Origin of the sequence: Lysinibacillus sp. NPDC097868 (assembly GCF_044761135.1) — a bacterium.
Lineage (GTDB): Bacteria > Bacillota > Bacilli > Bacillales_A > Planococcaceae > Lysinibacillus.
Map to the genome: position 1 here is coordinate 153,521 of NZ_JBIWBS010000002.1, position 26,348 is coordinate 179,868.

Annotated in this window: 25 protein-coding genes; 22 read left to right on the forward strand and 3 right to left on the reverse strand. The window is 38.4% G+C overall.

Going from position 1 to position 26,348, the window contains the following annotated elements; genetic code table 11:
* Positions 1 to 55 precede the first annotated feature (55 nt).
* Positions 56 to 934, reverse strand: coding sequence for a hypothetical protein (locus ACIQXJ_RS15660; RefSeq protein WP_403055285.1), 879 nt, complete (start codon positions 932 to 934; stop codon positions 56 to 58).
* 77 nt (positions 935 to 1,011) lie between these two features.
* On the reverse strand, positions 1,012 to 1,230 hold the full coding sequence (locus tag ACIQXJ_RS15665) for a helix-turn-helix domain-containing protein (protein ID WP_403055283.1): 219 nt from the start codon (positions 1,228 to 1,230) through the stop codon (positions 1,012 to 1,014).
* A 181-nt stretch (positions 1,231 to 1,411) separates the two neighbouring features.
* On the opposite strand from ACIQXJ_RS15665, the gene ACIQXJ_RS15670 reads away from it, so the two are divergent.
* The 5 genes from ACIQXJ_RS15670 to ACIQXJ_RS15690 all read left to right on the forward strand — a co-directional run bounded on the left by ACIQXJ_RS15670 (position 1,412) and on the right by ACIQXJ_RS15690 (position 5,618).
* Entirely contained in the window at positions 1,412 to 2,299 is an 888-nt protein-coding gene (locus ACIQXJ_RS15670) for a helix-turn-helix domain-containing protein (RefSeq protein WP_403055281.1), read from the forward strand.
* A gap of 136 nt (positions 2,300 to 2,435) precedes the next feature.
* Complete coding sequence (locus ACIQXJ_RS15675) at positions 2,436 to 2,603, forward strand: hypothetical protein (RefSeq protein ID WP_403055279.1); 168 nt, start codon at positions 2,436 to 2,438, stop codon at positions 2,601 to 2,603.
* Between the two features lie 705 nt (positions 2,604 to 3,308).
* On the forward strand, positions 3,309 to 4,103 hold the full coding sequence (locus tag ACIQXJ_RS15680; protein ID WP_403055277.1) for a basic amino acid ABC transporter substrate-binding protein: 795 nt from the start codon (positions 3,309 to 3,311) through the stop codon (positions 4,101 to 4,103).
* A 91-nt stretch (positions 4,104 to 4,194) separates the two neighbouring features.
* Entirely contained in the window at positions 4,195 to 4,899 is a 705-nt protein-coding gene (locus ACIQXJ_RS15685; RefSeq protein ID WP_401012929.1) for an amino acid ABC transporter permease, read from the forward strand.
* Complete coding sequence (locus ACIQXJ_RS15690; RefSeq protein WP_403055276.1) at positions 4,896 to 5,618, forward strand: amino acid ABC transporter ATP-binding protein; 723 nt, start codon at positions 4,896 to 4,898, stop codon at positions 5,616 to 5,618. The genes ACIQXJ_RS15685 and ACIQXJ_RS15690 overlap by 4 nt, the downstream gene beginning before the upstream one ends.
* A gap of 50 nt (positions 5,619 to 5,668) precedes the next feature.
* Here ACIQXJ_RS15690 and ACIQXJ_RS15695 read toward each other — a convergent pair whose 3' ends face one another.
* Positions 5,669 to 6,283: a spore coat protein gene (locus ACIQXJ_RS15695; RefSeq protein ID WP_340822526.1), complete on the reverse strand. Its 615-nt coding sequence runs from the start codon at positions 6,281 to 6,283 to the stop codon at positions 5,669 to 5,671.
* A gap of 160 nt (positions 6,284 to 6,443) precedes the next feature.
* Here ACIQXJ_RS15695 and ACIQXJ_RS15700 point away from each other — a divergent pair, with 160 nt between their 5' ends.
* The 17 genes from ACIQXJ_RS15700 to ACIQXJ_RS15780 all read left to right on the forward strand — a co-directional run bounded on the left by ACIQXJ_RS15700 (position 6,444) and on the right by ACIQXJ_RS15780 (position 26,171).
* Positions 6,444 to 7,025 carry a LemA family protein gene (locus ACIQXJ_RS15700; RefSeq protein WP_403055275.1) on the forward strand — a complete coding sequence of 194 codons (582 nt, stop codon included), beginning with the start codon at positions 6,444 to 6,446 and terminating at the stop codon, positions 7,023 to 7,025.
* Positions 7,025 to 7,798, forward strand: a complete 774-nt coding sequence (locus tag ACIQXJ_RS15705) for a TPM domain-containing protein (RefSeq protein WP_403055273.1) — start codon at positions 7,025 to 7,027, stop codon at positions 7,796 to 7,798. Before ACIQXJ_RS15700 ends, ACIQXJ_RS15705 begins: the two co-directional genes overlap by 1 nt.
* A 414-nt stretch (positions 7,799 to 8,212) precedes the next feature.
* Entirely contained in the window at positions 8,213 to 10,489 is a 2,277-nt protein-coding gene (locus ACIQXJ_RS15710; protein ID WP_403055271.1) for a S9 family peptidase, read from the forward strand.
* A gap of 310 nt (positions 10,490 to 10,799) precedes the next feature.
* The gene (locus tag ACIQXJ_RS15715) at positions 10,800 to 11,036 is read left to right on the forward strand and encodes a glutaredoxin family protein (RefSeq protein WP_403055269.1); all 237 of its coding nucleotides are present in this window, start codon (positions 10,800 to 10,802) and stop codon (positions 11,034 to 11,036) included.
* A 302-nt stretch (positions 11,037 to 11,338) separates the two neighbouring features.
* A complete protein-coding gene (locus ACIQXJ_RS15720) occupies positions 11,339 to 11,461 on the forward strand; it encodes a hypothetical protein (RefSeq protein WP_255313811.1) in 123 nt (40 codons plus the stop codon).
* Between the two features lie 231 nt (positions 11,462 to 11,692).
* Entirely contained in the window at positions 11,693 to 12,721 is a 1,029-nt protein-coding gene (locus ACIQXJ_RS15725) for a sugar-binding transcriptional regulator (RefSeq protein WP_403055267.1), read from the forward strand.
* A gap of 37 nt (positions 12,722 to 12,758) precedes the next feature.
* Entirely contained in the window at positions 12,759 to 13,775 is a 1,017-nt protein-coding gene (gene gap, locus ACIQXJ_RS15730; protein ID WP_340822535.1) for a type I glyceraldehyde-3-phosphate dehydrogenase, read from the forward strand.
* Positions 13,776 to 14,126: 351 nt separating this feature from the next.
* Positions 14,127 to 15,311, forward strand: a complete 1,185-nt coding sequence (locus tag ACIQXJ_RS15735; RefSeq protein ID WP_403055265.1) for a phosphoglycerate kinase — start codon at positions 14,127 to 14,129, stop codon at positions 15,309 to 15,311.
* A gap of 18 nt (positions 15,312 to 15,329) precedes the next feature.
* The gene (gene tpiA, locus ACIQXJ_RS15740; protein ID WP_403055263.1) at positions 15,330 to 16,091 is read left to right on the forward strand and encodes a triose-phosphate isomerase; all 762 of its coding nucleotides are present in this window, start codon (positions 15,330 to 15,332) and stop codon (positions 16,089 to 16,091) included.
* Complete coding sequence (gene gpmI / locus ACIQXJ_RS15745) at positions 16,084 to 17,625, forward strand: 2,3-bisphosphoglycerate-independent phosphoglycerate mutase (RefSeq protein ID WP_403055261.1); 1,542 nt, start codon at positions 16,084 to 16,086, stop codon at positions 17,623 to 17,625. Before tpiA ends, gpmI begins: the two co-directional genes overlap by 8 nt.
* Positions 17,626 to 17,627: 2 nt before the next feature.
* Positions 17,628 to 18,920 (forward strand): phosphopyruvate hydratase, encoded by a 1,293-nt coding sequence (eno, locus tag ACIQXJ_RS15750; protein WP_401012913.1) that lies wholly within the window; start codon positions 17,628 to 17,630, stop codon positions 18,918 to 18,920.
* A gap of 514 nt (positions 18,921 to 19,434) precedes the next feature.
* Complete coding sequence (secG, locus tag ACIQXJ_RS15755) at positions 19,435 to 19,662, forward strand: preprotein translocase subunit SecG (protein WP_173479464.1); 228 nt, start codon at positions 19,435 to 19,437, stop codon at positions 19,660 to 19,662.
* A gap of 180 nt (positions 19,663 to 19,842) precedes the next feature.
* Positions 19,843 to 20,589 (forward strand): alpha/beta hydrolase, encoded by a 747-nt coding sequence (locus tag ACIQXJ_RS15760; RefSeq protein WP_403055259.1) that lies wholly within the window; start codon positions 19,843 to 19,845, stop codon positions 20,587 to 20,589.
* Between the two features lie 38 nt (positions 20,590 to 20,627).
* Positions 20,628 to 23,081 (forward strand): ribonuclease R, encoded by a 2,454-nt coding sequence (rnr, locus tag ACIQXJ_RS15765; RefSeq protein ID WP_403055257.1) that lies wholly within the window; start codon positions 20,628 to 20,630, stop codon positions 23,079 to 23,081.
* Positions 23,082 to 23,138: 57 nt separating this feature from the next.
* Positions 23,139 to 23,606 carry an SsrA-binding protein SmpB gene (smpB, locus tag ACIQXJ_RS15770; protein ID WP_340822545.1) on the forward strand — a complete coding sequence of 156 codons (468 nt, stop codon included), beginning with the start codon at positions 23,139 to 23,141 and terminating at the stop codon, positions 23,604 to 23,606.
* A gap of 680 nt (positions 23,607 to 24,286) precedes the next feature.
* Entirely contained in the window at positions 24,287 to 24,826 is a 540-nt protein-coding gene (locus ACIQXJ_RS15775; RefSeq protein WP_403055255.1) for an RNA polymerase sigma factor, read from the forward strand.
* A complete protein-coding gene (locus ACIQXJ_RS15780) occupies positions 24,807 to 26,171 on the forward strand; it encodes an anti-sigma factor family protein (RefSeq protein ID WP_403055253.1) in 1,365 nt (454 codons plus the stop codon). The genes ACIQXJ_RS15775 and ACIQXJ_RS15780 overlap by 20 nt, the downstream gene beginning before the upstream one ends.
* Positions 26,172 to 26,348 lie beyond the last annotated feature (177 nt).

Genomic DNA, 26,348 nt, shown 5'->3' on the forward strand with positions numbered 1-26,348 from the left:
TGTATCGAGTGAAATAAAAAAGCCACTCGATTGAGTGACTACATTATATTAAATTCTAATGGATTCCAACCTCTGTAGCGTTCATAGCACCTGTCATTCCTACAACGTTATTTACTCCTAAATCAGATGCAGCATATCCATCGCCAGACAATGGTCCCCAAAATTCTAAGATATCTCCATTGGATGCATCTATTTCATGTGGTGTGAAAACAGGCATTACATAACCCTGTTCATTCTTAATTAATAGAGCATCTTCCATGTTGCCGAATAACCCTTCTAACTTCTTAACACCAATTAATTCACCTTTAAAGTAATAATTCATTCCTTTGAATTTTGATTCGGTTTTATCATAAAGCATTGCGCCTGGTTCTGCTGGATATTTTTCGGCATTTGCTTCACCTTCGGTTATATATGTAGGCTCACTTGGTTCTGATTGAGGTTTTGTTTCTTCTTGTTTTGTAATTAGACCATATTCAATAATAACATCTGCTTTTCCACCATTGAACATAATAGTCACAGAAGAATCTTCATCTACGCCACCTTCGCCATCAAAATATAATGACACTACACTTTCATTAAAATTCTTATCGTTAGTAGCTGTACCGCCGATGATTTTTTTTACTTGATCGTAACTCATGCCCGTTTCAATTTGTTTAAATTCTTCAGGTGTAATTGTTGCTACTTTCATCTTTTCGCTATCGGTTGAAGCTGTTATTTTTTCTACATCTTCAGGTTGAGCAGAATCAGTTGGTTCTTCAAATAAACTAGAAATGAGTGATAAAACCATGATTATAGCAAAAGATAACCCTGTGAATTTTAAGAATTTCTTTCCATCAGTTTTATTTTTTTGTTTGAACTTCACAATAGAAACTACAAATAAAACAAACATTACCACGGAAATTAATCCTACAACACTTGCGATAAAATTATACAAATAAATAACCTCCCTCTATATTCCCATTTTAGGAAATTTGGTAATGAAAGTACATACAAAAAAACAGACAACCCTAATTAGTTATCTGCTTCATGTACTGTTTGAAATAATTCACCGATATTATCAATATTTAGAGCAACCATAATTTTTTCTAAAGCTTCCTTTGGATACATCTTCACTTTATTATTGGCAATCTCACTTATTAAGCGTGTAGTCAAGCCTGTTTTCTCCGCTAAATCCTTCTGATTCATATCTCGTTCTGCAAGTAATATTTTTAACCGTGATTTAAGATACACGCATTTCACCTACCTTCATTTCTTATTCCATAATTTAATTATAAATTAATAAACAAAATTACGCAATTAGTAATTGCATTATTATTTTTGTGGTGTTATCATGTGAGTAACGAAATTACTTTATTAATAATTTTTTTATTTCTAAAGTAACAATATTACTTTTTAAGCGAGGTGAAAAACGTTGGCATTCGAATACTTAGCACAATACACAACATTCGATTCAGTAGCAGATATGGATAAGAGTGTGGAAGACCACATGGCGGTTCACTATTACGACCTAACAGAATCAGAACGAGCAATAGTTTACAAACTCGCTAGTCACAGCTTAGAACATACAGGAGCGTGTCATTTAAAAGCTTCTACAATAGCTGATGCTTTGGAAATTAGTACAAAGACGGTTTATCGAAGTGTTAAGAAATTAGTGGAATTAGGAATCGTCGAAAAGGTAGCTCAAAGCAAATTAAACGGCATTAAAGGTGCAAGCATTTATCGCATTCTACCTTATGTCCCATCGAGCGTGTCCCAACGAACGATAGTCGATGAAATCAGTAATGACGCGGTTTGCCGTCCACAATTTGAAAACCAATCATCAAAATCTTTTAATCTTTTAAGTTCTAAACAAGCAAATAATATTATGAGTCTTGGAAATGAATTAGCTTTGCAAGCTGAAAAGAAAAAAGAATACATGAACGAGTACCAGGTGATGCTATTCGATTTCATGAATAGCTTGCCTTTAGCAGATAACCTAAAAGATGAACTACACAAAGTTGTATTAGCTACACAGGTTCAAAATGCACCTGACTTCATTAAAGCGAAAAATGTTCTATTCAAGATTGCTATGGATATTAAAGAAGGTGCTTTAACTGTAGCAAGTACATTAAGAGCTGTATTTGTAGGAGCATATAACAAGGCTGTTGACCGTTTAGAAAGTAAGTCGAGTAAATCTTTAACTATAGAAGAAACCCCTTATAAAGAACGACAAGTACCGTTTTACAATTGGTTAAAGGAACGTGATACCAGTACACAAATATGTAGTAAACCCAATTTAGAAAATTGGTTAGAATGGTGATCGCTATGAACTATAGGGGAAAGAAAAAGGGGTTTAGTCAGTTTGGAGTTCATAGCGATTCCCCCTTACAGATTTCATCATTTACTTAACTGGAATGTTTTAAACAATAAATTATTTATAGAGAGGTGAATAGAATATGACTCATTTCGAATACATGGAACAACAGGGGCAATTAACGATATTTGATTTATTGGACCAATATGAAGAAATTCAATTTAAAAAGCTTTCCACAAATGTTAATAAGCCTGTTGATAAGAAGAAATTAAAAGGGCCACGTATTGTTGGCTATATTGTGCGGAGATAAAAAAATGAACCGCCTATTTAAGGGCGGTCTGAAAAATGTTTTTTTATAATGGACGAATCATAAAATATCTGTTAAAATTTCAAACGTTGGTGAAAGTGTTTTAAAAAATAAAGATTTTACACCAAATTTACACATAAAAAGTGTAAAACCTTATAATATCAAGCCTTAGAAGGGGTCAAAAGATTCCCTCCGAGGGCGCCATTTACTGATTAATTGATTTATTTTTATAGCTCGTTTCTCCTGATAAGTAGCTTAGCAGCCTGCTTAGTGGAGAAAGAGAGGAATATGGTGGAAATCTGCCCCGTAGGCATTATTCCCATAATTATTTCTTTCTAAACCATCAAAAGCAATAACTCCAAAAAGTTTTTTAGTGAACATACTGATCGTGAGGCTAGCATGCTAGCCCAAAAGAAGAATCCTATCTGAGGGGATTCTTTTTTTGTGGTCAAAAATATCTAAAATTAGCATAAAAATCATCTTAGGATTGCATAAGTATACATTTTTCGACACGGATATTGTTTTTATTACATAATTTCTCTACATTCTGTATAGTAAAATTCATTATTATGAAAAAATAATCACTTTTATGCGAAATCGTATTGTATATCAACTCTTTTGACACTATAATTGACCTAATAGTCTAACATTTCCGAATTGATAAAAATGAATTAGTCGGAAAATATTAATTGTTTAGGGGGAAAAACTATGAAAAAACGTTTTTGGACGTTATTGATGATTGTAGCAGCATTTACGCTAGTGCTAGTTGGCTGCGGTACAAAAGATGATGCATCTTCTGGCGACGCAGGTTCTGATGGCGGCGGTAAGGACAAAGTTTATAAGGTAGGTACAGAGGCTACTTTTGCACCATTTGAATCGATTGACGATAAAGGGAATATTGTAGGATTAGATGTCGATATTTTGCAAGCGATTGCAGACGAAATGGGCATTAAAGTGGAATGGGAAAACATTGGTTGGGAGCCTGTATTCCAAACAATTAAAAATGGTGAAACACACATCGGTGCATCGGGTATTACTATTAATGAAGAACGTAAGGCTTCATTTGATTTTACAGAGCCATATTATGAATCTCAATTATTAATCGTAGTTAAAGAGGATTCGGATATTACATCATTAGCAGATTTAAAAGATAAAAAGATTTCAGTACAAATAAATGCAACTGGTCATATGGCTGCGAAAAAATTACAAGGTGATGCAAGCACAAACATTATGGCATTCGAAAGCCAACCTGTTGCTATTCAAGAAATGTTAAACGGTAACGTTGATGCAACAATTGGCGATAATGCAGTTATTTACGAATATATTAAAGCTAACCCAAAAGCAAAACTTAAAGTAATTGAAGATGATGCATTTGAAAAAGAATACTACGGATTCATGGTGAAAAAAGGCAATACAGAATTATTAAACCTATTAAACGAAGGTCTACAAAAAATTAAAGACAATGGTAAATTAAAAGAAATTACTGGTAAGGACTTTAAGTAATGGATGATGCCGTTAGCCTAATCATGCTAGCGGCTCATTTGATTTATTAGCGTATTTAGTAGAGAAATTGATAGGGAAAGTAGGGGTTCTAATGGACATCTTTGATTTACGCTGGGACATAGTTTGGAACTACCGTGATATGTTTATCCGTGGTATTGGTATAACAATCATCTTAACGCTCAGTGGTTATTTTGGTGGTATAATTTTAGGCTTACTGTTAGGTTTAGGGAAAGTATCTAAAAATAAATTTATTTACTGGCCATGTAAACTATATGTAGATTTATTCCGTGGGACACCAATGCTAGTGCAAATTTTATTAATTCATTTAGCGGTTATTCCAACGATTTTTGGCCATTCATTAGGATATATGGTATCAGGTATTACCGCACTTGTATTAAACTGTGCAGCCTATAATGCAGAAATATTCCGTGCGGGTATTCAAAGTATAGATAAAGGACAAATGGAAGCAGCGCGTTCGCTTGGTTTAACACACAATCAAGCGATGAAAAAAGTTATTTTACCACAGGCTTTTAGACGTATGATTCCGCCACTTGGTAATGAATTCATTGCATTATTAAAAGACTCTTCTTTAGTAACGGTTATTGCAGCGCCAGATATTTTATATGCAAGTAAAGTTGTGGCAGGTGCGAGCTTCCGTTTCTGGGAACCGTATATCGTAGCCGCATTACTATACTTGGTTTTAACATATGTTGTAACAAAAGTAGTAGCATTTATCGAAAAACGATTCAGCAATAGCTATGTCCCTCGTAAAGCAGAAGGGAGAGAAGCAAGATGATTAGAATTGAAAACCTACACAAATACTTTGGAAAACTAGAAGTGTTAAAGGGCATCGATTATGAAATACATGAAAAGGAAGTTGTCTGTGTAATTGGACCATCAGGATCAGGAAAAAGTACTTTTTTACGTTGCATTAATATGCTAGAAGAAGTGACAGATGGTGCAATTTATGTAGAGAATGTGAAGGTAAATGGACCAAAAACGAATATTAATGCTATACGAGCAGAGGTCGGTATGGTATTTCAACAGTTTAATTTGTTCCCTCACATGAATGTAATTGATAATGTAACAATGGCTCCAATGCAAATTCGTAAAATGAATCGTGCGGATGCAGAGAAACTAGGCCATGAGCTACTGCAAAAGGTTGGTCTAGATAGTAAGGCTTACAACTATCCTGAGCAGCTTTCAGGTGGACAACAACAACGCGTAGCGATTGCAAGAGCATTAGCGATGAAACCTAAAGCTATTTTATTTGATGAACCAACTTCAGCACTTGATCCAGAAATGGTTAAAGAAGTTTTAGATGTTATGAAAAATCTGGCATCTGAAGGAATGACAATGATTGTAGTGACACATGAAATGGGCTTTGCACGAGAAGTAGGAGATCGTGTTGTGTTTATGGATGGTGGCTATATTGTAGAAGAAGGTACGCCAGAAGAAATCTTTGGCAAGCCGAAAAATGAGCGTACAAAAGCCTTTTTAGGAAAAGTACTATAATGAAAATGGAAAACCATTCAAAGCGAAAGCAATGAATGGTTTTTTTTCATTTAATGGAGGGGATTTGTTGTTGTCGCATAGGCATCAAGCATTGCACGCATATCTTGTTGCGTGTATTGTGGCACTTGATAATAGCCATGCTTATTTTGGTAAATAGATACTTCGTATGCCATCTCGATACAGTTGGGAATACTATCAGCAACAACACGGCGGACAACTGGATTTGTTGTTTCTGTCGCTGCAGCAGTCATACATTTAGCTGAACCTTTATGTGCACCAAGTAAGAAGCCAGAAATGACTTCATCATTTATCTCACTTGCATTTTGCATTGGCTTTTTCGGCTGTGAGGGCTTAATACCATATTGAAAGTTGTTCCCTGTTTGCATTTCATAGCGACCAGTTGGAACTGAAGGATCATGCCCTGTTTTAAAAGATTCCACAATCGTATTGTACATACCGAGCGTGAAATTGTATTGGTTATCCAAAATGCTAAGTAGTTCTGGATCTTTTACTTGTGGACGTAAAATAATGGATAAGTTTAGTCCAGCGATTATTTCGCCAATTGTTTCATGCATGTCCATAACTTCGTGGCCACCATGATTTAGGCTTTGTTGTTGGTTAGGTGTTGTTGCATCATTAGATTCATTATAAAAAGATTGTGACAAAAAAAACGCCTCCTGAATTGTATAGTTTGTTGCAGTTTTTAGTATGTCTTGTTCGTCCTATTTCATACGATGTAAATCCGTTTGCATATATTTAGCATAGTGATGTTTTTTTGTAACACATTAGAGGTATAAGAAAAGAAAGTTAAGGGAGGATATAAAATTGAAAAAAGTACTTGGACCTGTGGGAATAATCATCATTGTTTTAGCTGTATTAGCTTTACTATTTATTCCAAAATATAATGGCCTTGTGACGGCGGAGGAAAATGTTGATTCGAAGTGGGCTCAAGTCGAAAATCAACTACAACGCCGCTATGATTTAATTCCGAATTTAGTGGAATCTGTAAAAGGATACGCTAATCATGAGCAAGAAGTCATTACCAGTATTACAGAGGCGCGTGCACAGATGGGTAATGCACAAACACCAGAGGAACAAGCGAGTGCCAATGATGCGTTAAATGGTGCACTTAGTCGATTGCTTGTAGTCGTAGAAAATTATCCGAATTTAAAAGCCGATGCAAATTTCCGTCAATTAATGGATGAGCTTGCGGGGACTGAAAATCGATTAGCAGTAGCACGGGAAGATTATAATAATGAAGTACAAGGCTTTAATAAAAAAGTAAAACGCTTCCCAGGTAATATTATCGCAGGAATATTTGGCTTCGATCAAAAGGAATACTTTAAGGCAGCAGCCGGAGCTGAAAAAGCACCTGCAGTTGATTTTAGTGATTCGGGTAAACAATAATGAAACGTTTGACAGTAACGCTTTTAGTTGCTTGTTTAATGTGGTTTGTAACAGCTAACAGCGCGCTAGCACAGTTGCCCACACCAATGAAAAATACGTACATTCATGATTTTGCGAATGTGCTTTCAACTTCTGTAAAGGAAGAACTTAATCATTATTCAGAGCAATTAGATAAAGGCACAGGTGCAGAAATAATGATTGTAACGGTGGATAGCATTCAAGGGCAAGAGGCTAAAATGTATGCAACGAAATTAATTCGTGCTTGGGGCATTGGAGATGCAAAGAAAAACAATGGTGTCCTACTATTGGCCACATTTGGGCAAGGACAAGGAAATAATGATGTAGTCATTGCTGTTGGCCAAGGTTTAGAGGGAGCGTTACCAGATGGAAAATTAGGACGTATGTTAGACGATGCTTTTTATCCATACGCGAGTAACGGTGAAGTCGATCAAGCATTTCAAGCGACATATGCTGAATTATTTCAAACTGTAGCAAAAGAATATAATTGGGATGGAGAGATGCCTACACAAGCAGTGGAGGATGAGTCGATGCCTAATTGGCTCTTTGTGTTACTAGTTATTTTAGTACTCGTTGTCATTATCTTCTCAAATGGTGGAGGCGGACCGCGTTCAAGGGGACGCGGAGGTTATCCAGGAGGTTTTGGTGGTGGCTTTGGTGGCGGTTTTGGCAGAGGTGGTGGTTCAGGTGGCGGAGGCTTTGGAGGCTTTGGCGGTGGATCATCTGCTGGTGGCGGCGCCAGCCGAAAGTTTTAAAATTTTAAGTGTCAGGCACCCAAACAATTCTGAAAATTTTAAGTGTCAGGCACCCAAACAATTCTGAAAACTGTAAGATCTGATTTTTATAACTAAGTAAAAATCCACGAAGACTCCTGCGGGAACAGCACCCGACGTAAGACGCAATAATCCGCGCGTAGCGAGGGTTGCGACTTACGCAGTGCCCGCGGAAAGCGAAGTGGATTTTTTACGCTTTAGAAGGACTGAATTGTTTAAGTGTCAGGCACCCAAACAATTTATCAAAGGACTCTCCTTTATAGGAGGGTCCTTTTTACTTGGAGGAAAAGGATAAATAAATAAGTATTATCAATTATTGACAAATTAACTAATTTTGTTATAATTTCATTGTATCGACAAACGTTATAACGCACACTGATATAAGGAGGAATTACTTTGAAAAAAAGATTTTTATCAGCATCTTTAGCGGTCATTTTAACAGCCTCTGTTGTTTATCCTGTTTCAGTACAGGAAGTACGCGCTGCTAATGAAACTAGCAATACTACTATTGCCCAAGAGGAGCGCCTAACAGCAAAAGAATTTCTTGATTTAGCTGTCACATCTTTAACATTCCAACATGGCTCAGAGTCAATGCGTCAAGAAGTAATTAATAAGTGGGTTAAAGACGGAGAATTAGAAAACCTAAGTAGTACGATTAAGCGCGATGAAGCCGCACGAATTTTAGTAAGAGCTCTTGATAAAGAAGAAAAAGAAGTAACACTAGCAGACTATCTGGAAAAAGCAAATAAGCTAGGCTTATTTAATAATATTTCAGAAAATAGTGATACAATTTCAAAACAAGACGCTACTAAAATATTTACTACATTTAAGAGTTTAAAAGATGGTGCTAGTAACGAAGGTGTTAAAGAAATTTCTGTAGAGGATTTTATGAAAAATCCAGGAAACTTCGGCTATCAGCTTTCGCCAGATGGTAATTACATTACGTTTGCATCAGCATGGGAAAACCGTTCAAATGTTTTTGTGAAAAAAATGAATGATGATAGTGAACCTGTTCGTGTATCTAATTCAAAAGATCGTGATATTGCTGGATTCTTCTGGAAAGATGATACATTGCTTTATGCTAAAGATAAAGGTGGAGATGAAAACTTCCACATTTATTCTTCTACATTTAATGGAACAGAAGAAAAAGATTTAACGCCATATCCAGGTGTAACAGTAGCGGTATTAAGTGGGTTACAAGGTGTTAAAGACGAGATTTTAATTATGATGAACAAAGAAGATGCAACAGTATTCGATGTGTACAAGCTAAATGTAAAGACAGGCGAAACAAAACATGTTGCAAAAAATCCTGGTAACATCGCAGATTGGCTAGCTGACCGTGATGGTAATATTCGTATTGCAGTTGTTTCAGATGGTGTAGAAGGCATGATTCTATATCGTGATTCAGAAAAAGACGAATTCAAGCCATTTATTGAAATGGCAGCGGGCGATGAAGTAATGCCACTTGCGTTCTCAAAAGATAATAAGCATATTTACGCAACTTCTAATAAAGGTAGAGATAAAGTTGAAGTAGTGAAATATGATCTTGAAGGTAACGAGGAAGTCATTATGTCTAACGAAGAAGTAGACGTAGCGGGCGTATTATATAGTAGTGAGCAAGATAAAATTTTATACGGTGCATATGTAACAGATAAAGCACATTACCAATTCTTCGATGAGAAATTTGAGCAGTTATTCCGCAAAATTCAAAACAAGCTAGGTGTTGAAGAAAGCGAACTAGGCATCAACGACTACAATAAAGAAATGACAAAATTCATCGTCAGCGTGTCTAGTGATACTGTGTACGGCAAATATTATTACTATGACTCAACTACTGATGAAATGACAGAACTTGCAACATTAAGCCCTTGGTTAAAATCAGAAGAGCTTGCAGAAATGCACCCAATTTCTTATAAGAGCCGTGATGGTCTGACAATTAACGGTTATTTAACATTGCCGAAAAACAAAGAGGCTAAAGACTTACCGCTTATCGTGAATCCACATGGTGGTCCATGGGCTCGTGATATGTGGGGCTTTAACCCAGAAGTACAGCTACTTGCAAACCGAGGATATGCTGTGTTACAGGTGAATTTCCGTTCATCTACTGGTTACGGAAAAGAGTTTTTACAAGCTGGTAATAAACAATGGGGTCTGAAAATTCAAGATGATATTACAGATGGCGTTCAATGGGCAATCGATCAAGGCATTGCTGACCCTGACCGCATCGGTATTTATGGTGCATCATTTGGAGGTTACGCAACGTTAGCGGGTATTGCGTTTACACCTGATTTATATGCAGCAGCAGTTGACTATGTGGGTGTATCAAATATTTTCACATTGCTAGATACAGTGCCTCCATATTGGGAAACTATGCGTAACATGTTCTATGAGCGTGTAGGGCATCCAGAGAAAGACAAAGAACTGTTAACAGCAGTTTCACCAGTCTTCCATGTTGATAAAATTAAAACACCATTATTTGTTGCGCAAGGTGCAAATGATCCGCGTGTAAATCAGGCAGAATCTGATCAAATCGTTGAAGCATTACGTGCAAGAGGTGTGGATGTAGAGTATATGCTGAAAGAAAATGAAGGACATGGCTTCCAAAACGAAGAAAACCGCATTGAATTCTATAATGCAATGGTTAAATTCTTTGATAGTCATTTAAAAAAATAACGATAATGAGGCTGTGCAGAAAATTTACTTGCACAGCCTTTTTTCATTTAAAATAGATGAAGATGAATATGGCCGTTGATTTCCGCGGCGGCAATTGTTTGAGTGCCTGGCACCTTCTAAACGTAAAAATCCACTGCGCTTTCCACAGGCACTGCGTAAGCCGCGACGCTTACTTTCGCGCGACTTGCCCGCGTCTTACGCTGCATATGTTCCCGCAGGAGTCTTCGCGGATCTTTACTTGAATATCTTACTAGCAAAATTCAGAATTGTTTGAGTGCCTGGCACCTAAATAGGAAGGGGGTGTGTGTAAATGAACGTGACTTTTTTTAGTCGTTCGCATTGTGAGCTTTGTGTAGAAGGATTACGTACACTCAAGCTTGTTCAAGAAGAACTAGGTTTCTCAATCGACATCATCGATATAGAAAAAGACGATGCAGTGCATGAAAAATATATGTTGATGATACCGGTAGTAGAAAAGGATGGAGAAGTCATACAGTATGGCAATTTAGACTATGTAACATTGATGGAACATTTGAGCAGTGAATAACCGATGCATCTATGAAATTATTTAACACTTAAAAAATTCGTTATTCACCTAGTGAAGCGCGGATTTTTTTGGTTTCTTCTATTATATAATTAAACCCATTATTCACGTTATTCACAAATTGTTCAATGAAAGCGTTATGAATATGAACAGTTTGTGAAGAACTTCACACAAAGCTTTATTTTTGAAAAAATTGGAGTAGAATAGGAATCAAGTAAGAGGTTGTTATAAAACAGTTTATCAAAAGTATCACATTTTTACGTGGTTGTTATATTACAAAAATAAACTTAAAGGGAGATTTGATTATGTGGGTTATTACAGTATTTGAACAAAAGGACGTTCGTATTTTTGAATACACAAACAAAACGGAAGCAACAAAAGCTTTAGCAGGCTTCAAGAAAAACGCCGTGTTATCTTTCACAAAATAAAAACATGCAGTCCCGTAGCCAAACGAATTGGTTGCGGGATTTTTTATTTTTACAAGTAACGCTTTTTTTACAAACCTTATGTCAATAGCGTATAAAGTGTGTAAAAGCAACCCATACCATTATTTACTTGCTCTTTTTTATAAAGCATATTATAATAAAATTACAAGTGGGACATAATTTTTTATAGTGGGATAAAAGTTGTCCCGTTAAAGTGAGAGGGAGTAGATATAGATGTTAACTGTACCTGAGGCACAGCAAAGACTACTTCCAGAAATGAATCCACTTCTACAATCGAGATACCGTATTTTGCAATCGGTTCAGTTAATGCAACCAATTGGGAGACGAACACTAGCGGAGTCACTCAAAATGACAGAGCGTGAAATCCGTAAAGAAACAGATATTTTACGTGATCAAGGGTTATTAGATTCCCAAAAGTCGGGTATGGTATGTACGAGTGATGGTGAATTAGTTATTGAACAGCTTAGAGCATTAGTTTACGAATGGTCTGGTCTAACGCAGCTTGGCAAAGCGCTCGAAAACCATTTAGGGTTACAGCATGTACTAGTTGTTCCAGGCGATTATAACGATGACGAAACCGTATTAACATTGCTTGGAAAAGAAGCGGCACAGCAATTTCTTTCGACTATTGCTAATGAGCAAGTAGTAGCTATTACTGGAGGAAAGTCAGTCGCTTCGCTAGCGCAGTTTTTACAACCAGTCGATGCTCAGCACAATGTAACATTTGTTGCTGCTCGTGGTGGTATCGGACACGAAATGCAAATGCAGGCCAATACACTCGTTGCAACATTTGCTATGCAGATGGAAGCGCAGTACCGTACATTGTTTTTACCCGAGCATTTAAGTGAACAGGCATATCAGGCAATGTTAATGGAGCCAATGGTTACAGAAATAATGGCTTATTATGACCGAGCTGATTGCGTTATTCATGGTATTGGCTCTGCTGAAGAAATGGCGATTCGTCGTAATTCATCGGCCGAAGATTTACGTATTCTCGAGGAAAAGGGTGCTGTTAGTGAGGCATTCGGCTATTATTTCAATGCCGAAGGAGAAATTGTACATCGTATTCGTACGATTGGCATTCAACTTGAACAAGTTGAAAAATGTAAGCATATTATTGCGGTTGCAGCAGGAAAACAAAAGGTGAATGCAATGCTATCTTACTTTAAGGTGGCGCCGAAGCAAACGATTTTTATAACAGATGAGGCTGCTGCGAAAGCAATCGCTGAACGTTTACTGTAAAAAATAAATCAATAAAACATTATTGGAGGAATTGACAATGGCATTAAAGTTAGCAATTAATGGATTTGGTCGTATTGGACGTTTAGTATTTCGTGAAGCAATGAAACATGATGAGTTTGAAGTAGTTGCAGTGAATGACTTAACAGATGCAGGTCAACTTGCACACTTATTAAAATACGATTCTGTACACGGTATTTATGATGCTGAAGTCAATGCAGATGAAGATTCTTTCGTAGTGAATGGAAAAACGGTTAAAGTATACGCTGAAAAAGACCCAGCACAATTGCCTTGGGGTGAGCTTGGCGTAGACGTTGTACTTGAATGTACAGGTCGATTCCGCTCAATGGAAGAGGTAGGAAAGCATATTGAAGCAGGTGCTAAAAAAGCAATTTTATCTGCACCAGCTAAAGGCGATATGCCGACATTCGTAATGGGTGTTAACCACGAAGATTACAATCCTAAAACAGATGATGTTATTTCAAATGCATCTTGTACAACAAACTGTTTAGCGCCAGTAGCTAAAATTTTAGATGAGAAATTTGGCATTGAGCGCGGTATGATGACAACAATTCACTCATATACAAACGATCAACGTATCCTTGACTTCCCGCACTCTGATCCACGTCGTGCACGTGCAGGAGCAGTGTCAATGATTCCAACAACAACAGGAGCAGCAGTAGCCGTTTCTAAAGTATTACCTCAATTAAAAGGTAAGCTCGATGGATTCTCTATGCGTGTTCCTACACCGAACGTTTCATGTGTGGACTTAGTTGTAGAACTTAAAGCAGATGTAACAAAAGATTCCATTAATGCGGCTTTAAAAGAAGCTTCAGAAAATGAGCTAAAAGGTATTTTAGGCTACAATGAACTACCATTAGTATCAATTGATTACAATGGCAACCATAACTCTTCAACTGTTGATGGCCTTTCAACAATGGTTTTAGAAAATAGCATGGTGAAAGTTCTTGCTTGGTATGATAATGAAATTGGTTACTCTACTCGTTTAATGGACCTTGCATTATATATCGCACAACAAGGATTAAATCATAAATAAGTGTCATAATTCGCAATTTGAAGTAAAAAGTGTGACATAATACGGCTTTTTACGCACAAAAAGTATAGCCTTTATAATATCGAAAAGATATAATAAACAAGGGTAATAGGAGTAGGGGACGTTTACCCTACTCCTTTTTAAATACAAATATCTTGGATAAAATATGGATGACTTGCTATCGTGTAAATAGGTAGTAGTCACCTTGTCTTTTACGAGACACCGAACGTTACTTTTGCTACTATAAAAGCTAATAAAGGTATATTTTAACTTGGTCTAAAGTGTGTAAAGCCAAGATGGGTGGAGCACATTTTATTTATGTCCGTATTACAAAACTTTGAAGGGGGTTTCTTCATGTTAAATAAGAAAACAATGAAAGATATTGATGTAAAAGGTAAGCGCGTCTTCGTACGTGTCGATTTTAATGTACCGATGGCAGATGGGGTAATTACAGACGAAACACGTATCCGCGCAGCTATTCCAACAATTGAATATTTAGTCGAACAAGGTGCAAAAGTTATTTTAGCGTCTCATTTAGGTCGTCCAAAAGGCGAAGTAAAAGAAGATATGCGTTTATCTGCTGTTGGTATCCGCCTTGCTGAAATTTTAGGTAAACCTGTTACTAAATTGGATGAGTCAATCGGCGAAGCAGTAGAAACAGCTGTTGCGAATATGCAAAACGGCGATATCGTTCTACTGGAAAACGTGCGATTCCATGCTGGTGAGGAGAAAAACGATCCTGCACTTGCAGAACAATTTGCTAAACTAGCAGACGTTTATGTGAACGATGCATTCGGTGCTGCTCACCGTGCACATGCCTCAACGGAAGGTATTGCGAAACACATACCAGCTGTATCAGGCTTCCTTATGCAAAAAGAATTGGATGTGCTAGGTAAAGCACTATCAAATCCTGAACGTCCTTTCACTGCTATTATTGGTGGTGCAAAAGTAAAAGATAAAATTGGCGTTATCGAGAGCTTACTTGAAAAGGTAGACCACTTAATTATTGGTGGCGGTCTGTCATTTACTTTCATTAAAGCGCAAGGTCATGATATCGGTAAATCTTTATTAGAAGAAGATAAAATTGAACTAGCAAAATCGTTCATTGAAAAAGCACATGCTAAAGGCGTGCAGTTACATATGCCAATTGATGCAGTGGTAGCCAATGAATTTTCAAAAGATGCGGAGACTAAAGTTGTCGATGTAGATGCTATCCCAGCTGATTGGATGGGTCTTGATATAGGACCAAAAACAGCTGCTCGCTACGCAGAAGTTATTCAACATTCAAAATTAATCATTTGGAATGGACCAATGGGCGTTTTTGAATTAGAACCATTTGCAAATGGTACGAAAACTGTTGCAGACGCGATGGCAGCAACTGCTGGCTATACTGTAATTGGTGGCGGAGATTCCGCAGCGGCAGTAGAAAAATTTGAAGTAGCTGATAAAATGGACCACATTTCTACGGGTGGCGGCGCTTCACTTGAATTAATGGAAGGCAAAGAGCTTCCTGGTATTGTAGCATTAAACGATAAATAATAGATAGGAGGCATAACGATGCGTAAACCAATTATTGCAGGTAACTGGAAAATGTATAAAACATTTGAAGAGGCAATACAGTTTGTCGATAGCGTGCAGGATAATATTCCTTCCAATGACAAAGTAGATGCTGTTATTTGCGCACCGGCACTTTTTCTACCAACACTTGTGCAGGTCGCTAGTGAATCTGAACTAGCAATCGGTGCTCAAACAATGCATTACGAAAACGAAGGTGCGTTTACAGGCGAAATTAGCCCTGCGCAGCTTGCAAGCGTTGAGGTAGACTATGTGATATTAGGACACTCCGAACGACGTGAATATTATAACGAAACAGATGAGGCTATCAATAAAAAGGTGGCAGCAGCACTTTCTCATAATATCGTGCCAATTATTTGCTGTGGTGAAACACTAGAAGAACGTGAGGCAGGTACGACAGAGCAAAAGGTAGCTGATCAAATTACAGCGGCTCTTGCAGGTTTTGCCGCTCAGGATGTAGAGCATATGGTTCTTGCCTATGAGCCTATCTGGGCAATTGGGACAGGGAAAACAGCAACAGCAGAAGATGCCAACCAAGTATGTGGTGCCATTCGTGCAGTTGTTGAAAAATTATATGATAACACAACAGCAGAGGCTGTACGTATTCAATACGGCGGTAGCGTAAAGCCTGATAATATTAAAGAATTATTGTTAAAAGAGCATATCGATGGTGCGTTAGTCGGTGGTGCAAGCTTACAAGCTGATTCATATTTAAAATTATTGGAGGCGGCAGCAAATGCCTAAAAAGCCAGTAGCATTAATTATTTTAGATGGTTTTGCATTTCGTGATGAAACATTTGGGAATGCGGTTGCTCAAGCAAAGAAACCAAATTTTGATCGCTTTTGGAACCAATTCCCGCATGCAACTTTAACAGCATCAGGTGAAGCAGTAGGGTTGCCAGACGGTCAAATGGGGAACTCTGAAGTTGGACACTTAAATATTGGCGCTGGCCGTATTGTGTATCAAAGCTTAACGCGCTTAAATAAATCGATTCGCGAAGGAGACTTCTTTACGAATCAAGCATTTTTAGATGCGGTAGCCCATGTTAAAGCACATCAATCAAAGCTACATGTCATGGGCTTACTATCAGATGGCGGTGTACATAGCCATTATGAGCACCTGTTTGCGCTGTTAAAGCTTGCAAAAGAACATGGGCTGGACGAGGTATTTATTCATGCATTTTTAGATGGTCGTGATGTTGGACCAACAACAGCTATCGGCTATATCGAAGAAACTGAAAAACAAATGGCTTCGATTGGCATTGGTAAATTTGCTTCGATCCATGGACGTTATTATGCAATGGACCGTGACAAGCGTTGGGATCGTGTGGCATTAACTTATAATGTTCTTGTTGATGGGGTTGGACAAACGGCGGAAAGCGCAAAGGGTGGCGTAACAGAATCCTATGAGCGTGAAGTAACTGACGAATTTGTTATTCCATTTAGCATCCAGGAACATGGAGAGCCAGTTGCGACAATTGAAGATAATGATGCAGTTATTTTCTTTAACTTCCGACCGGACCGTGCTATTCAATTATCAAAAGTATTTACGAATTCGTCATTTGACGGCTTTGCCTTATCAGCAAAACATCCGCAAAATGTAAAATTCGTATCGTTTACACATTATAGTGATGAAGTGAACGCACAAGTTGCTTATGAAAATGACAACTTAAAAAATACGATTGGTGAAGTGTTAGCCTCTAATGGTAAAACACAGCTACGTATTGCAGAAACAGAAAAGTATCCACATGTTACATTCTTTATGAGTGGTGGTCGTGAGGAGAAATATAACGGTGAAGAACGTATTTTGATTGCTTCTCCAAAAGTTGCCACATACGATTTGAAACCTGAAATGAGTGCGTATGAAGTAACAGACGCATTGCTTGCAGCGATTGCAACTGACAAATTTGATGGCATCATTCTAAACTTTGCGAACCCTGATATGGTGGGACATAGTGGAATGCTAGAGCCAACAATTAAAGCAATCGAAGTTGTCGACGAATGTCTAGGAAAAGTAGTAGATGCCCTGCTTGAAAAAGGCGGAGCAGCTATTATTACAGCTGACCACGGTAACTCTGACGAGGTTGTAACGTTAGAAGGAAATCCGATGACAGCTCATACAACAAACCCTGTTCCAGTAATTGTGACGAAAGCAAATTTAATGTTAAGAAATGGTGGCATTTTAGCCGATTTGGCGCCAACCATGTTAGAATTATTAGAGGTGTCACAACCTATTGAAATGACAGGTAAATCACTAATCGAAAAAGAGGAGAATTAATTATGCCATTTATTACACAAGTTTATGCGCGCGAAGTTTTAGACTCACGTGGGAACCCAACAGTAGAAGTTGAAGTATTTACAGAATCAGGTGCTTTTGGTCGTGCAATCGTGCCATCAGGTGCCTCTACAGGTGAATACGAAGCGGTAGAATTACGCGATGGTGACAAATCACGTTACCTTGGCAAAGGTGTATTAAAAGCAGTCGAAAATGTCAACACAATTATTGCACAAGAATTAGAAGGTAATTTCTCAGTTCTTGACCAAGTAGTAATCGACAAAGCTTTAATCGAGCTAGATGGCACAGAAAACAAAGGTAAACTAGGAGCTAACGCAATCCTAGGTGTATCAATGGCAGTTGCACATGCTGCAGCAGATTATTTAGATGTACCTCTTTATCAATATCTTGGCGGTTTCAACTCAAAACAATTACCAGTACCAATGATGAACATCTTAAATGGTGGTGCACATGCGGATAACAACGTAGACATCCAAGAATTCATGGTAATGCCTGTTGGCGCAGAAAACTTCCGTCATGCATTACGTATGGGTGCTGAAATTTTCCATAGCTTAAAAGCAGTATTAAAAGACAAAGGCTACAACACAGCTGTAGGTGATGAAGGTGGTTTCGCTCCAAACCTTGGTTCGAACGAAGAAGCAATTACAGTTATCCTTGAAGCAATCGAAAAAGCTGGCTACAAAGCTGGTGAAGAAGTGAAATTAGCAATGGACGTTGCGTCTTCTGAATTATTCAACAAAGAAGACGGCAAATACCACTTAGATGGTGAAGGCGTTGTGAAAACTTCTGAGGAAATGGTGGACTGGTACGAGCAGTTAACTGCGAAATACCCGATCATCTCAATCGAAGACGGCTTAGACGAAAACGACTGGGCTGGTCATAAATTATTAACAGACCGCATTGGCGCTCGCGTACAATTAGTAGGAGATGATTTATTCGTAACAAATACGAAAAAATTAGCTGCGGGTATTGAGCAAGGTGTTGGTAACTCAATTTTAATTAAAGTAAACCAAATCGGTACGTTAACAGAAACATTTGAAGCAATTGAAATGGCGAAACGTGCTGGTTACACAGCAGTTATTTCTCACCGTTCTGGTGAATCAGAAGATGCGACAATCGCTGATATCGCTGTTGCAACTAACGCTGGTCAAATTAAAACAGGTGCTCCATCTCGTACAGACCGCGTTGCAAAATACAACCAACTTCTTCGCATCGAAGATCAACTTGGTGCAACTTCAGAATATCTTGGTTTAAAAACTTTCTATAACTTAAAATAAGTGAACGGCTAGTAACTAGCAGTTCCTTTAATGAAAATTGCCTCGAAAGCATGGATGTGCTTTTCGAGGCAATTTTTTTGAGTAAATGAATAAGCTCAGCGCGTAATTGAGACGGAGAGTTCTACAACGATGATTTCCGTTGCGGGCGGACGCCTTCCGCTGCAATCAACAAAATTGTGTGAGTGCCTGGCACTTTTCATATCACTTCGCTTTTCGCGGGCATGTTGTAAGTCGCAAAGCTCGCTGTCGCAGGAGTATAAATGTGGAAAAATTCAAAATTGTTTCGGTGCCAGGCACTGCATTTTGGATTTGAAATGTTTTTATATTTTTTTGTATAATAACAGTAAAGTAGACTGAGTCTTCTCCTTTTTAATAATTTTCAAGTCAATCTTTTATGTATTGTACATAGTATTTGGAAAAGTAATACCATTTTGTAATCTGTGTTTGTCATGGGAACCTTTATTTGTTATAATATAGTGTGTTGTGATGTTTCAAAGTTCGGGAGGTGCAGTGGATGCATACAGCAGTATTAATAGCTTTAGTTATCGTATCATTAGCATTGGTTGTCGTAGTTTTATTACAATCTAGTAAAAGTGCAGGCTTGTCAGGTGCCATCTCGGGTGGAGCTGAACAACTATTTGGAAAGCAAAAAGCACGTGGTATGGATTTAATTCTTCACCGTGCAACAATTGTTTTATCAATTTTATTCTTTCTTTTAGCAATCGCTATTGCAAAAATATAATAGTTGAAGATATTCCGCCTAACCTAGAATGGTTGGGCGTTTTCTTTTATTTTCAGTACATAGATGAACTTAGACGAATAATGTAGATTTTATACGTATGAAAGATGCTAAATTACGCCAATGTATAATGGATATGGCTATAATAGAGTGAATATGTTTTACAGTGAAGGAGAACTTGCCATGAACAAATCATTATCTCAGCCATTTTTCTTTCAAGCAGGTCCGCGTGCAGTGTTATTATTACACGGATTTACAGGTAGCTCTGCAGATGTGCGTATGCTTGGTAGATATTTAGAGAAAAAAGGGTATACTACATTAGCGCCTCATTATAAAGGGCACGGTGTGCAACCTGAAGAACTCATTACAACAGGACCTGCTGATTGGTGGCAAGATGTCAAAGCTGCGTACCAACAATTACAAGATGCTGGCTATGAGGAAATTGCCGTAGCAGGACTATCACTTGGCGGTGTGATGGCTTTAAATGTAGCGCTAAACAATCCTGTAAAGGGCATTGTAACAATGTGTGCACCAATGATGATGCGAACTACAGACGTTATGTTTGAAGGTGTATTGAAGTATGCAAAGGAATACAAAAAATTTGAAGGCAAAATCGACGCAGAAATTGAAGCGGAAGTGTCGTTAATCGCTGAAAAAGGTATGCCATCATTACAACAACTTCGTGAGTTTATTGCGCAGACTCGAAAAGAAATAGATATGATTTATGCCCCTATTTTTGTCGTACAGGCGACAAATGATGAGGTAATAGAGACAGAATCTGCCAACATTATATATAATCAAACTGAGTCACTAGAAAAATACATCAAATGGTATGAAAACTCAAAGCACGTTATAACATTAGATCAAGAAAAAGATCAATTACATGAAGATATTTATCGTTTTTTAGAAGGCCTAAATTGGGCACACTAAAAATGATTTAGGATTTTTACATGAGGGAGGGTATAAGTATGACGGACAAAAAAGATTCACTACAAAGTCGATTACTCGATTTTTTCGGTGAAGAAGAATATAAACCTTTAACCGTTGGAGAAATTGAAGAAGAATTTGGGTTTGAGGATGCAGAGGAATTTAAGGAGCTCGTTAAAACGCTCGTGCGAATGGAGGGGCAAGGCTTAGTTGTACGCTCACGCTCGAATCGTTACGGCTTACCAGAGCGCATGAACTTACTACGTGGTAAATTTATCGGCCACGCAAAAGGATTTGGCTTTGTCGCACCTGATGTTGAGGGCATGGACGATGTCTTTATTCCACCGCACGAAGTAAATGGTGCCATTAATGGCGACACAGTACTTATTCGTGTGTTAAAGGAATCATTTGGCGATCGCCGCGAAGGTACAATCACAAAAGTTGTAGAACGCGGGCAAACGTCATTTGTTGGAACATTCCAAGCAAATAGGGGCTTCGGCTTTGTCGTATTGGACGATAAAAAACTACCAATGGACATTTTCATCGCTAAAGGCGATACATTAGGCGCTGTTGATGGGCACAAAGTTGTCGTTGAAATCGCGACATGGCCAGAAGATTTAAAATCAGCAACAGGCTATATTACAAAAATTTTAGGACATAAAAATGACCCAGGTGTCGATATTTTATCAATCTTATATAAGCACGACATTCCACCAGAGTTCCCTGAAGAAGTCGTTGCTGCTGCACAACGAGTGCCAGATGAAATTTCTCCTGCCGATTTAGAGGGACGTCGTGATTTACGTCATGAAACGATTGTCACAATTGATGGTGCAGATGCAAAAGATTTAGATGATGCGGTAACTGTTACAAAAAATGTCGATGGTACTTACAAGCTTGGCGTACATATTGCAGATGTCAGCTACTATGTAACACAAGGCTCTGTAATAGACATTGAAGCATATGACCGAGCGACAAGTGTATATTTAACAGACCGTGTTATTCCAATGATTCCACATCGACTATCGAACGGTATTTGTTCTTTAAATCCACAGGTAGATCGACTAACGCTATCGTGTGAAATGATTATTGATGGCAATGGTAATGTCATTTCGCATGAAATTTTCCAAAGTGTCATTAAAACGACAGAGCGTATGACTTACAAAGATGTTTACAAAATTTTAGAGGAACAAGATGAAGAGCTAATTGCTCGCTATGAGCCACTTGTACCGATGTTTAAACATATGTTAGAGCTTTCAAAAATTTTACGCCATAAACGTGAGCAACGCGGTGCCATTGACTTTGATTTTAAAGAGTCGAAAGTGATCGTCGATGAAGATGGATGGCCAGTAGATATTGAACTACGTGAACGAACTGTAGCAGAGAAATTAATTGAAGATTTCATGCTTGCTGCCAACGAAACCGTTGCAGAACATTTCCATTGGATGAATGTACCGTTCCTATATCGTATTCACGAAGATCCAAAGCCAGAAAAGCTACAACGCTTCTTTGAATTCGTAACGAACTTCGGTATTTTAATTAAAGGTACAGGCAATACGGTGCATCCAAAAGCATTGCAAGATGTCTTATCAGCAATTGAAGGCATGCCAGAAGAACCTGTTATTTCAACGATGCTACTACGCTCAATGCAACAAGCGAAATACTATCCAGAAAGCATCGGTCACTTCGGTTTATCGACTGATTTCTATACACATTTCACTTCACCAATTCGTCGTTATCCGGACTTAGTTGTACACCGTTTAATTCGCACGTACTTAATTAATAAAGACACGTCGCAAGAAACGGTTGCACAGTGGTCGATGGCAATGGATGAAATTGCCGACCACACATCAGAACGCGAACGTCGTGCAGTCGATGCAGAACGTGATACAGACTCGCTGAAAAAAGCACAATATATGTCAGATAAAATCGGCGAAGAGTTTGAAGGCATTGTTTCTTCTGTCACGAACTTCGGTATCTTTATCGAGCTACCAAATACGATTGAAGGACTTGTGCACATTAGCAATATGACCGACGATTATTATCGCTTCGATGATCGCCAAATGATTATGATTGGCGAACGTACGAACCGTCAATTCCGCATCGGTGATGAAGTAAAAGTACGTGTAGCAAACGTCATTATTGAGGAGTCATCGATTGACTTTGAAATCGTAGGAATGGTAACTTCTTATGGAAGAACAAGAAAAGCAACACCTACAGTCATTCATGCGCGTAAAAATTATAATGATAATAAAGATGGCCGCAGTAGCCGTAGCAGTCGTTCAGGTTCAGGCGGTGGAAGAGGTCGCCGTGACGATGAAAAACAAAGCAATGGTGACTCACAAAAACGCAGAGAACGCGGTGGAAGTGACCGTGATCCACGTGGCCAACGCAAAGATAGCTCAAGCCCAGGCCCTAAAAAAGGCGTAAAGCAAAAGCAAAAGTTTTACGAAGGCATCGCCAAAAAAGGCAAAAAGAAAAAAACAAAACGTAAATAAAAAATCCAGCGTGAGCAGGCTAAGTCCTGCTCAACCTTTGAATTGAGGGTGAACAAGATGGCAAAAGGTACTGGGAAAGTATTAGCACAAAACAAAAAAGCAGGGCATGACTACTTCATCGAAGAAACGATTGAAGCGGGCATGGTACTAACAGGCACAGAAATTAAAGCCATTCGTGCAGGTAAAGTCCAATTACGAGACTCTTACGTTCGAATCACAAGCGGCGAAGCATGGATTAGCAACATGCATGTCAGCCCATTCGACCAAGGTAACCGTTTCAACCACGACCCACTACGCGCCCGCAAATTGCTCCTACATAAAAAGCAAATCGGCGAACTAGTTGGCGCGGTCAAACGTGATGGCTACACAATCATCCCATTGAAAATGTACATTAAGGACGGCTATGCCAAACTCCTTATCGGCGTCGGCAAAGGGAAAAAAGACTACGACAAACGCGACGACATGCGCAAAAAAGAAGCAAAACGCGAAATGGAACGTACCTTCAAAGCAAAAAATCAATATTGATAGATTAAGAGGGAAGCTCACCACTTGTGTGGTGAGCTTTTTTCTTGCGGGAGCAAGGTGAAGACCTTGGGCACAGGTTATCAGCGAAGCGGGTGAGATTTCCGCTACGGGCGTGCGCTTTCCGCGGGCACGGCTCCACCATTACTGCGGCCACTCGCCGCAATAATGGTTTGAGAAAGATAATTCCGCGAAGTAAGGTGAGGATTCCGCGAAACGAGGAGCTAATTCCGCGGAACAATGAGATATTTCCGCGAAACAGGGGAGAATCCCGCGGAGCAGGAGGTTAATTCCGCGAAATAAGGTGAGGATACCGCGGTACAAGGAGGTAATTCCGCGGAACGAGGAGCTAATTCCGCGAAGCAGGGGAGAATCCACGAAATGAGGGGAGAATCCCGCGGAGTAGGAGGTTAATTCCGCGAAATAAGGTGAGGATTCCGCGGAACGAAGAGGTAATTCCGCGGAACAATGAGATAATTCCGCGAAGCGAGAGGATAATCCCGCGGAGCAAGAACAATTCAAACCCATTAAAAAATGAGATGGAAAAACTTCGTGTTTTTCCATCTTTTATTATTTTCTTGTACAATAAAAAGAATGTTTCGACGTTCATTTCAAAATATATTTCCGCGTAGGTGAGATTTTTTTAAAGATTTTACGTTTTTAATGTAAGGAGGTGTGGTCTCATGGAAATGCAGCTGATACAAAAAATCATTGCCGGGGATCAACAAGCATTTCGCATCATTGTTGATACATATAAGCAGCCACTTGTCAGCTATTTAACCTATCAAACGAATGACGAGGAATTGGCGAAGGATATTGCACAAGAATCATTTATCAAATGCTATGAAAGCTTACTTCATTTTAAAGGTGGATCTTTTAAGGCATGGCTTTTTCGTATCGCGATTAATCAACTGATTGATTTTAAAAGAAAGCATAAGGAAGATGCAACACCACTTGAAGAAACGCCCTCATTAGAAACACCTGAATCGTTAATAATCGAAAAAGAACAGAACGAATTGCTTCAACAATGGCTTAAAACATTGGAACATACAACGTACCAAGTTTTCGTCCTGAAGTATGCTAGTAATTGCTCTTACGAAGAAATCGCTGAGACACTTAATATTCCAATATCGGAAGTACGAAACCGACTGCATAGAACAAAGAAACGGCTAAGAAACGCTATGTTGAAGGGGGAGATTAATAATGAACTGCTTATCAACTGAAGAAATGCACGACTTTATTGACGGACGAATAGAAGATAACACAATGATGCAAATGGACAAGCATATTCAATCATGTGCAACCTGCTCTGCATTATTGGATGAACAACTTGAAACAGAACAGCTCATAAGCTCCCTGTTTCCTGTAGTGCATGTTGACGATACATTTACAAATCAAGTGATGGATCAATTACCAAAGAAAAAGACTTCCCATACAAAAAAGCGCGGCTGGCGAGCAACTTTTGTAGCAGCCGCATTCGTCACAGCCGCATTATTATTTCTATTAATTTCGACTGTGAAACAGGAGCCTGTAACTAGTTCTACGCCTATTACGATAAAAGTAAAAGACGTTAAACTAACAGATGCTTTCATAACAGTAACGTTAGCTACATCTGGCTATAATGGTAAGGAAATGTTCTTTAATGAATCAACCAAGGGTGATGTTGCACTCGTGCTACCAAATGGGAAAAGCGAAGCAGCAAGTTACGCTGCAGATCAATCAGCGAATGAAATCACCTATGAATTCCCATTATTTAATATGACGCATGATGAATTTAAGCTTCTATTTAACTACCAACACATTTATGACGAGGATGGTCAGTGGACTCTTGAAGTACCGATTGATCGCAAGGAATTGTTAGCCCAAACAGAGACTGTCACACTACGTTCTACGTTTGAGAAAGACGGCGTTGACGTAAACTTTATCCGTGCACAACATGGACCACAGAACTCTCTCTTCAAATTTGAAACCAAATTTACGGAGGAGATGGCAACATTCGTAGAGCAACAAGTAGAAAAATATACAGCTGATTTACCGCTAAAGGAAAAGGAAGCTTATGCAGGCTATAATGCACAAATACTTTATGACGTTATTGACGCTGATGGACAAAAATTAAAACGCTCGGTTCCTGAAGATAATATAAATATTCAAAATGATCGCTACGCGCATACCGATACAATAAGTGCCTATCCAAGCGTACAAGAAGGAGGTTATATAGCTGTTACTGGTGCCAAGTATGAGTTGCCAACGAATGTCCGACACCCGCTAACATTGGACCAATTACCTTACACCTTTACTTATAAAGATACAGTATATGAAGTAAAGCTCTTACCCGACCAACGTCTTGAAATTTCATCAGACGCAAAGGCAACGACAATTAAAGACTGGCATATTACAGTGAATAATAAAACAGCATGGGATACAGCCCGATTCCGAGAGGATAAAGAAAAAAAGTATACAACAATCACATTCGATGAGGGGATTCAATTAGATTCGTTTATCCTTTATGGTCAAACAGAATTAAAATATGTTTACTTTGATGAACCGATTCGTGTGGATATACGATAATAGCTTAGATGAAAAAAACACCTTTATTATTTTCAAAAAGGTGTTTTTTGCTATGCATTTTAGGAGTGGATATAGAACTATAAATCTGTAAATAAGGCACTATACTTGAAGTACAGCTAGGTTTGTTTTATAATAAGTATTGTTAATGCCAGCATGTATTGAAGCGTAGTACTACTC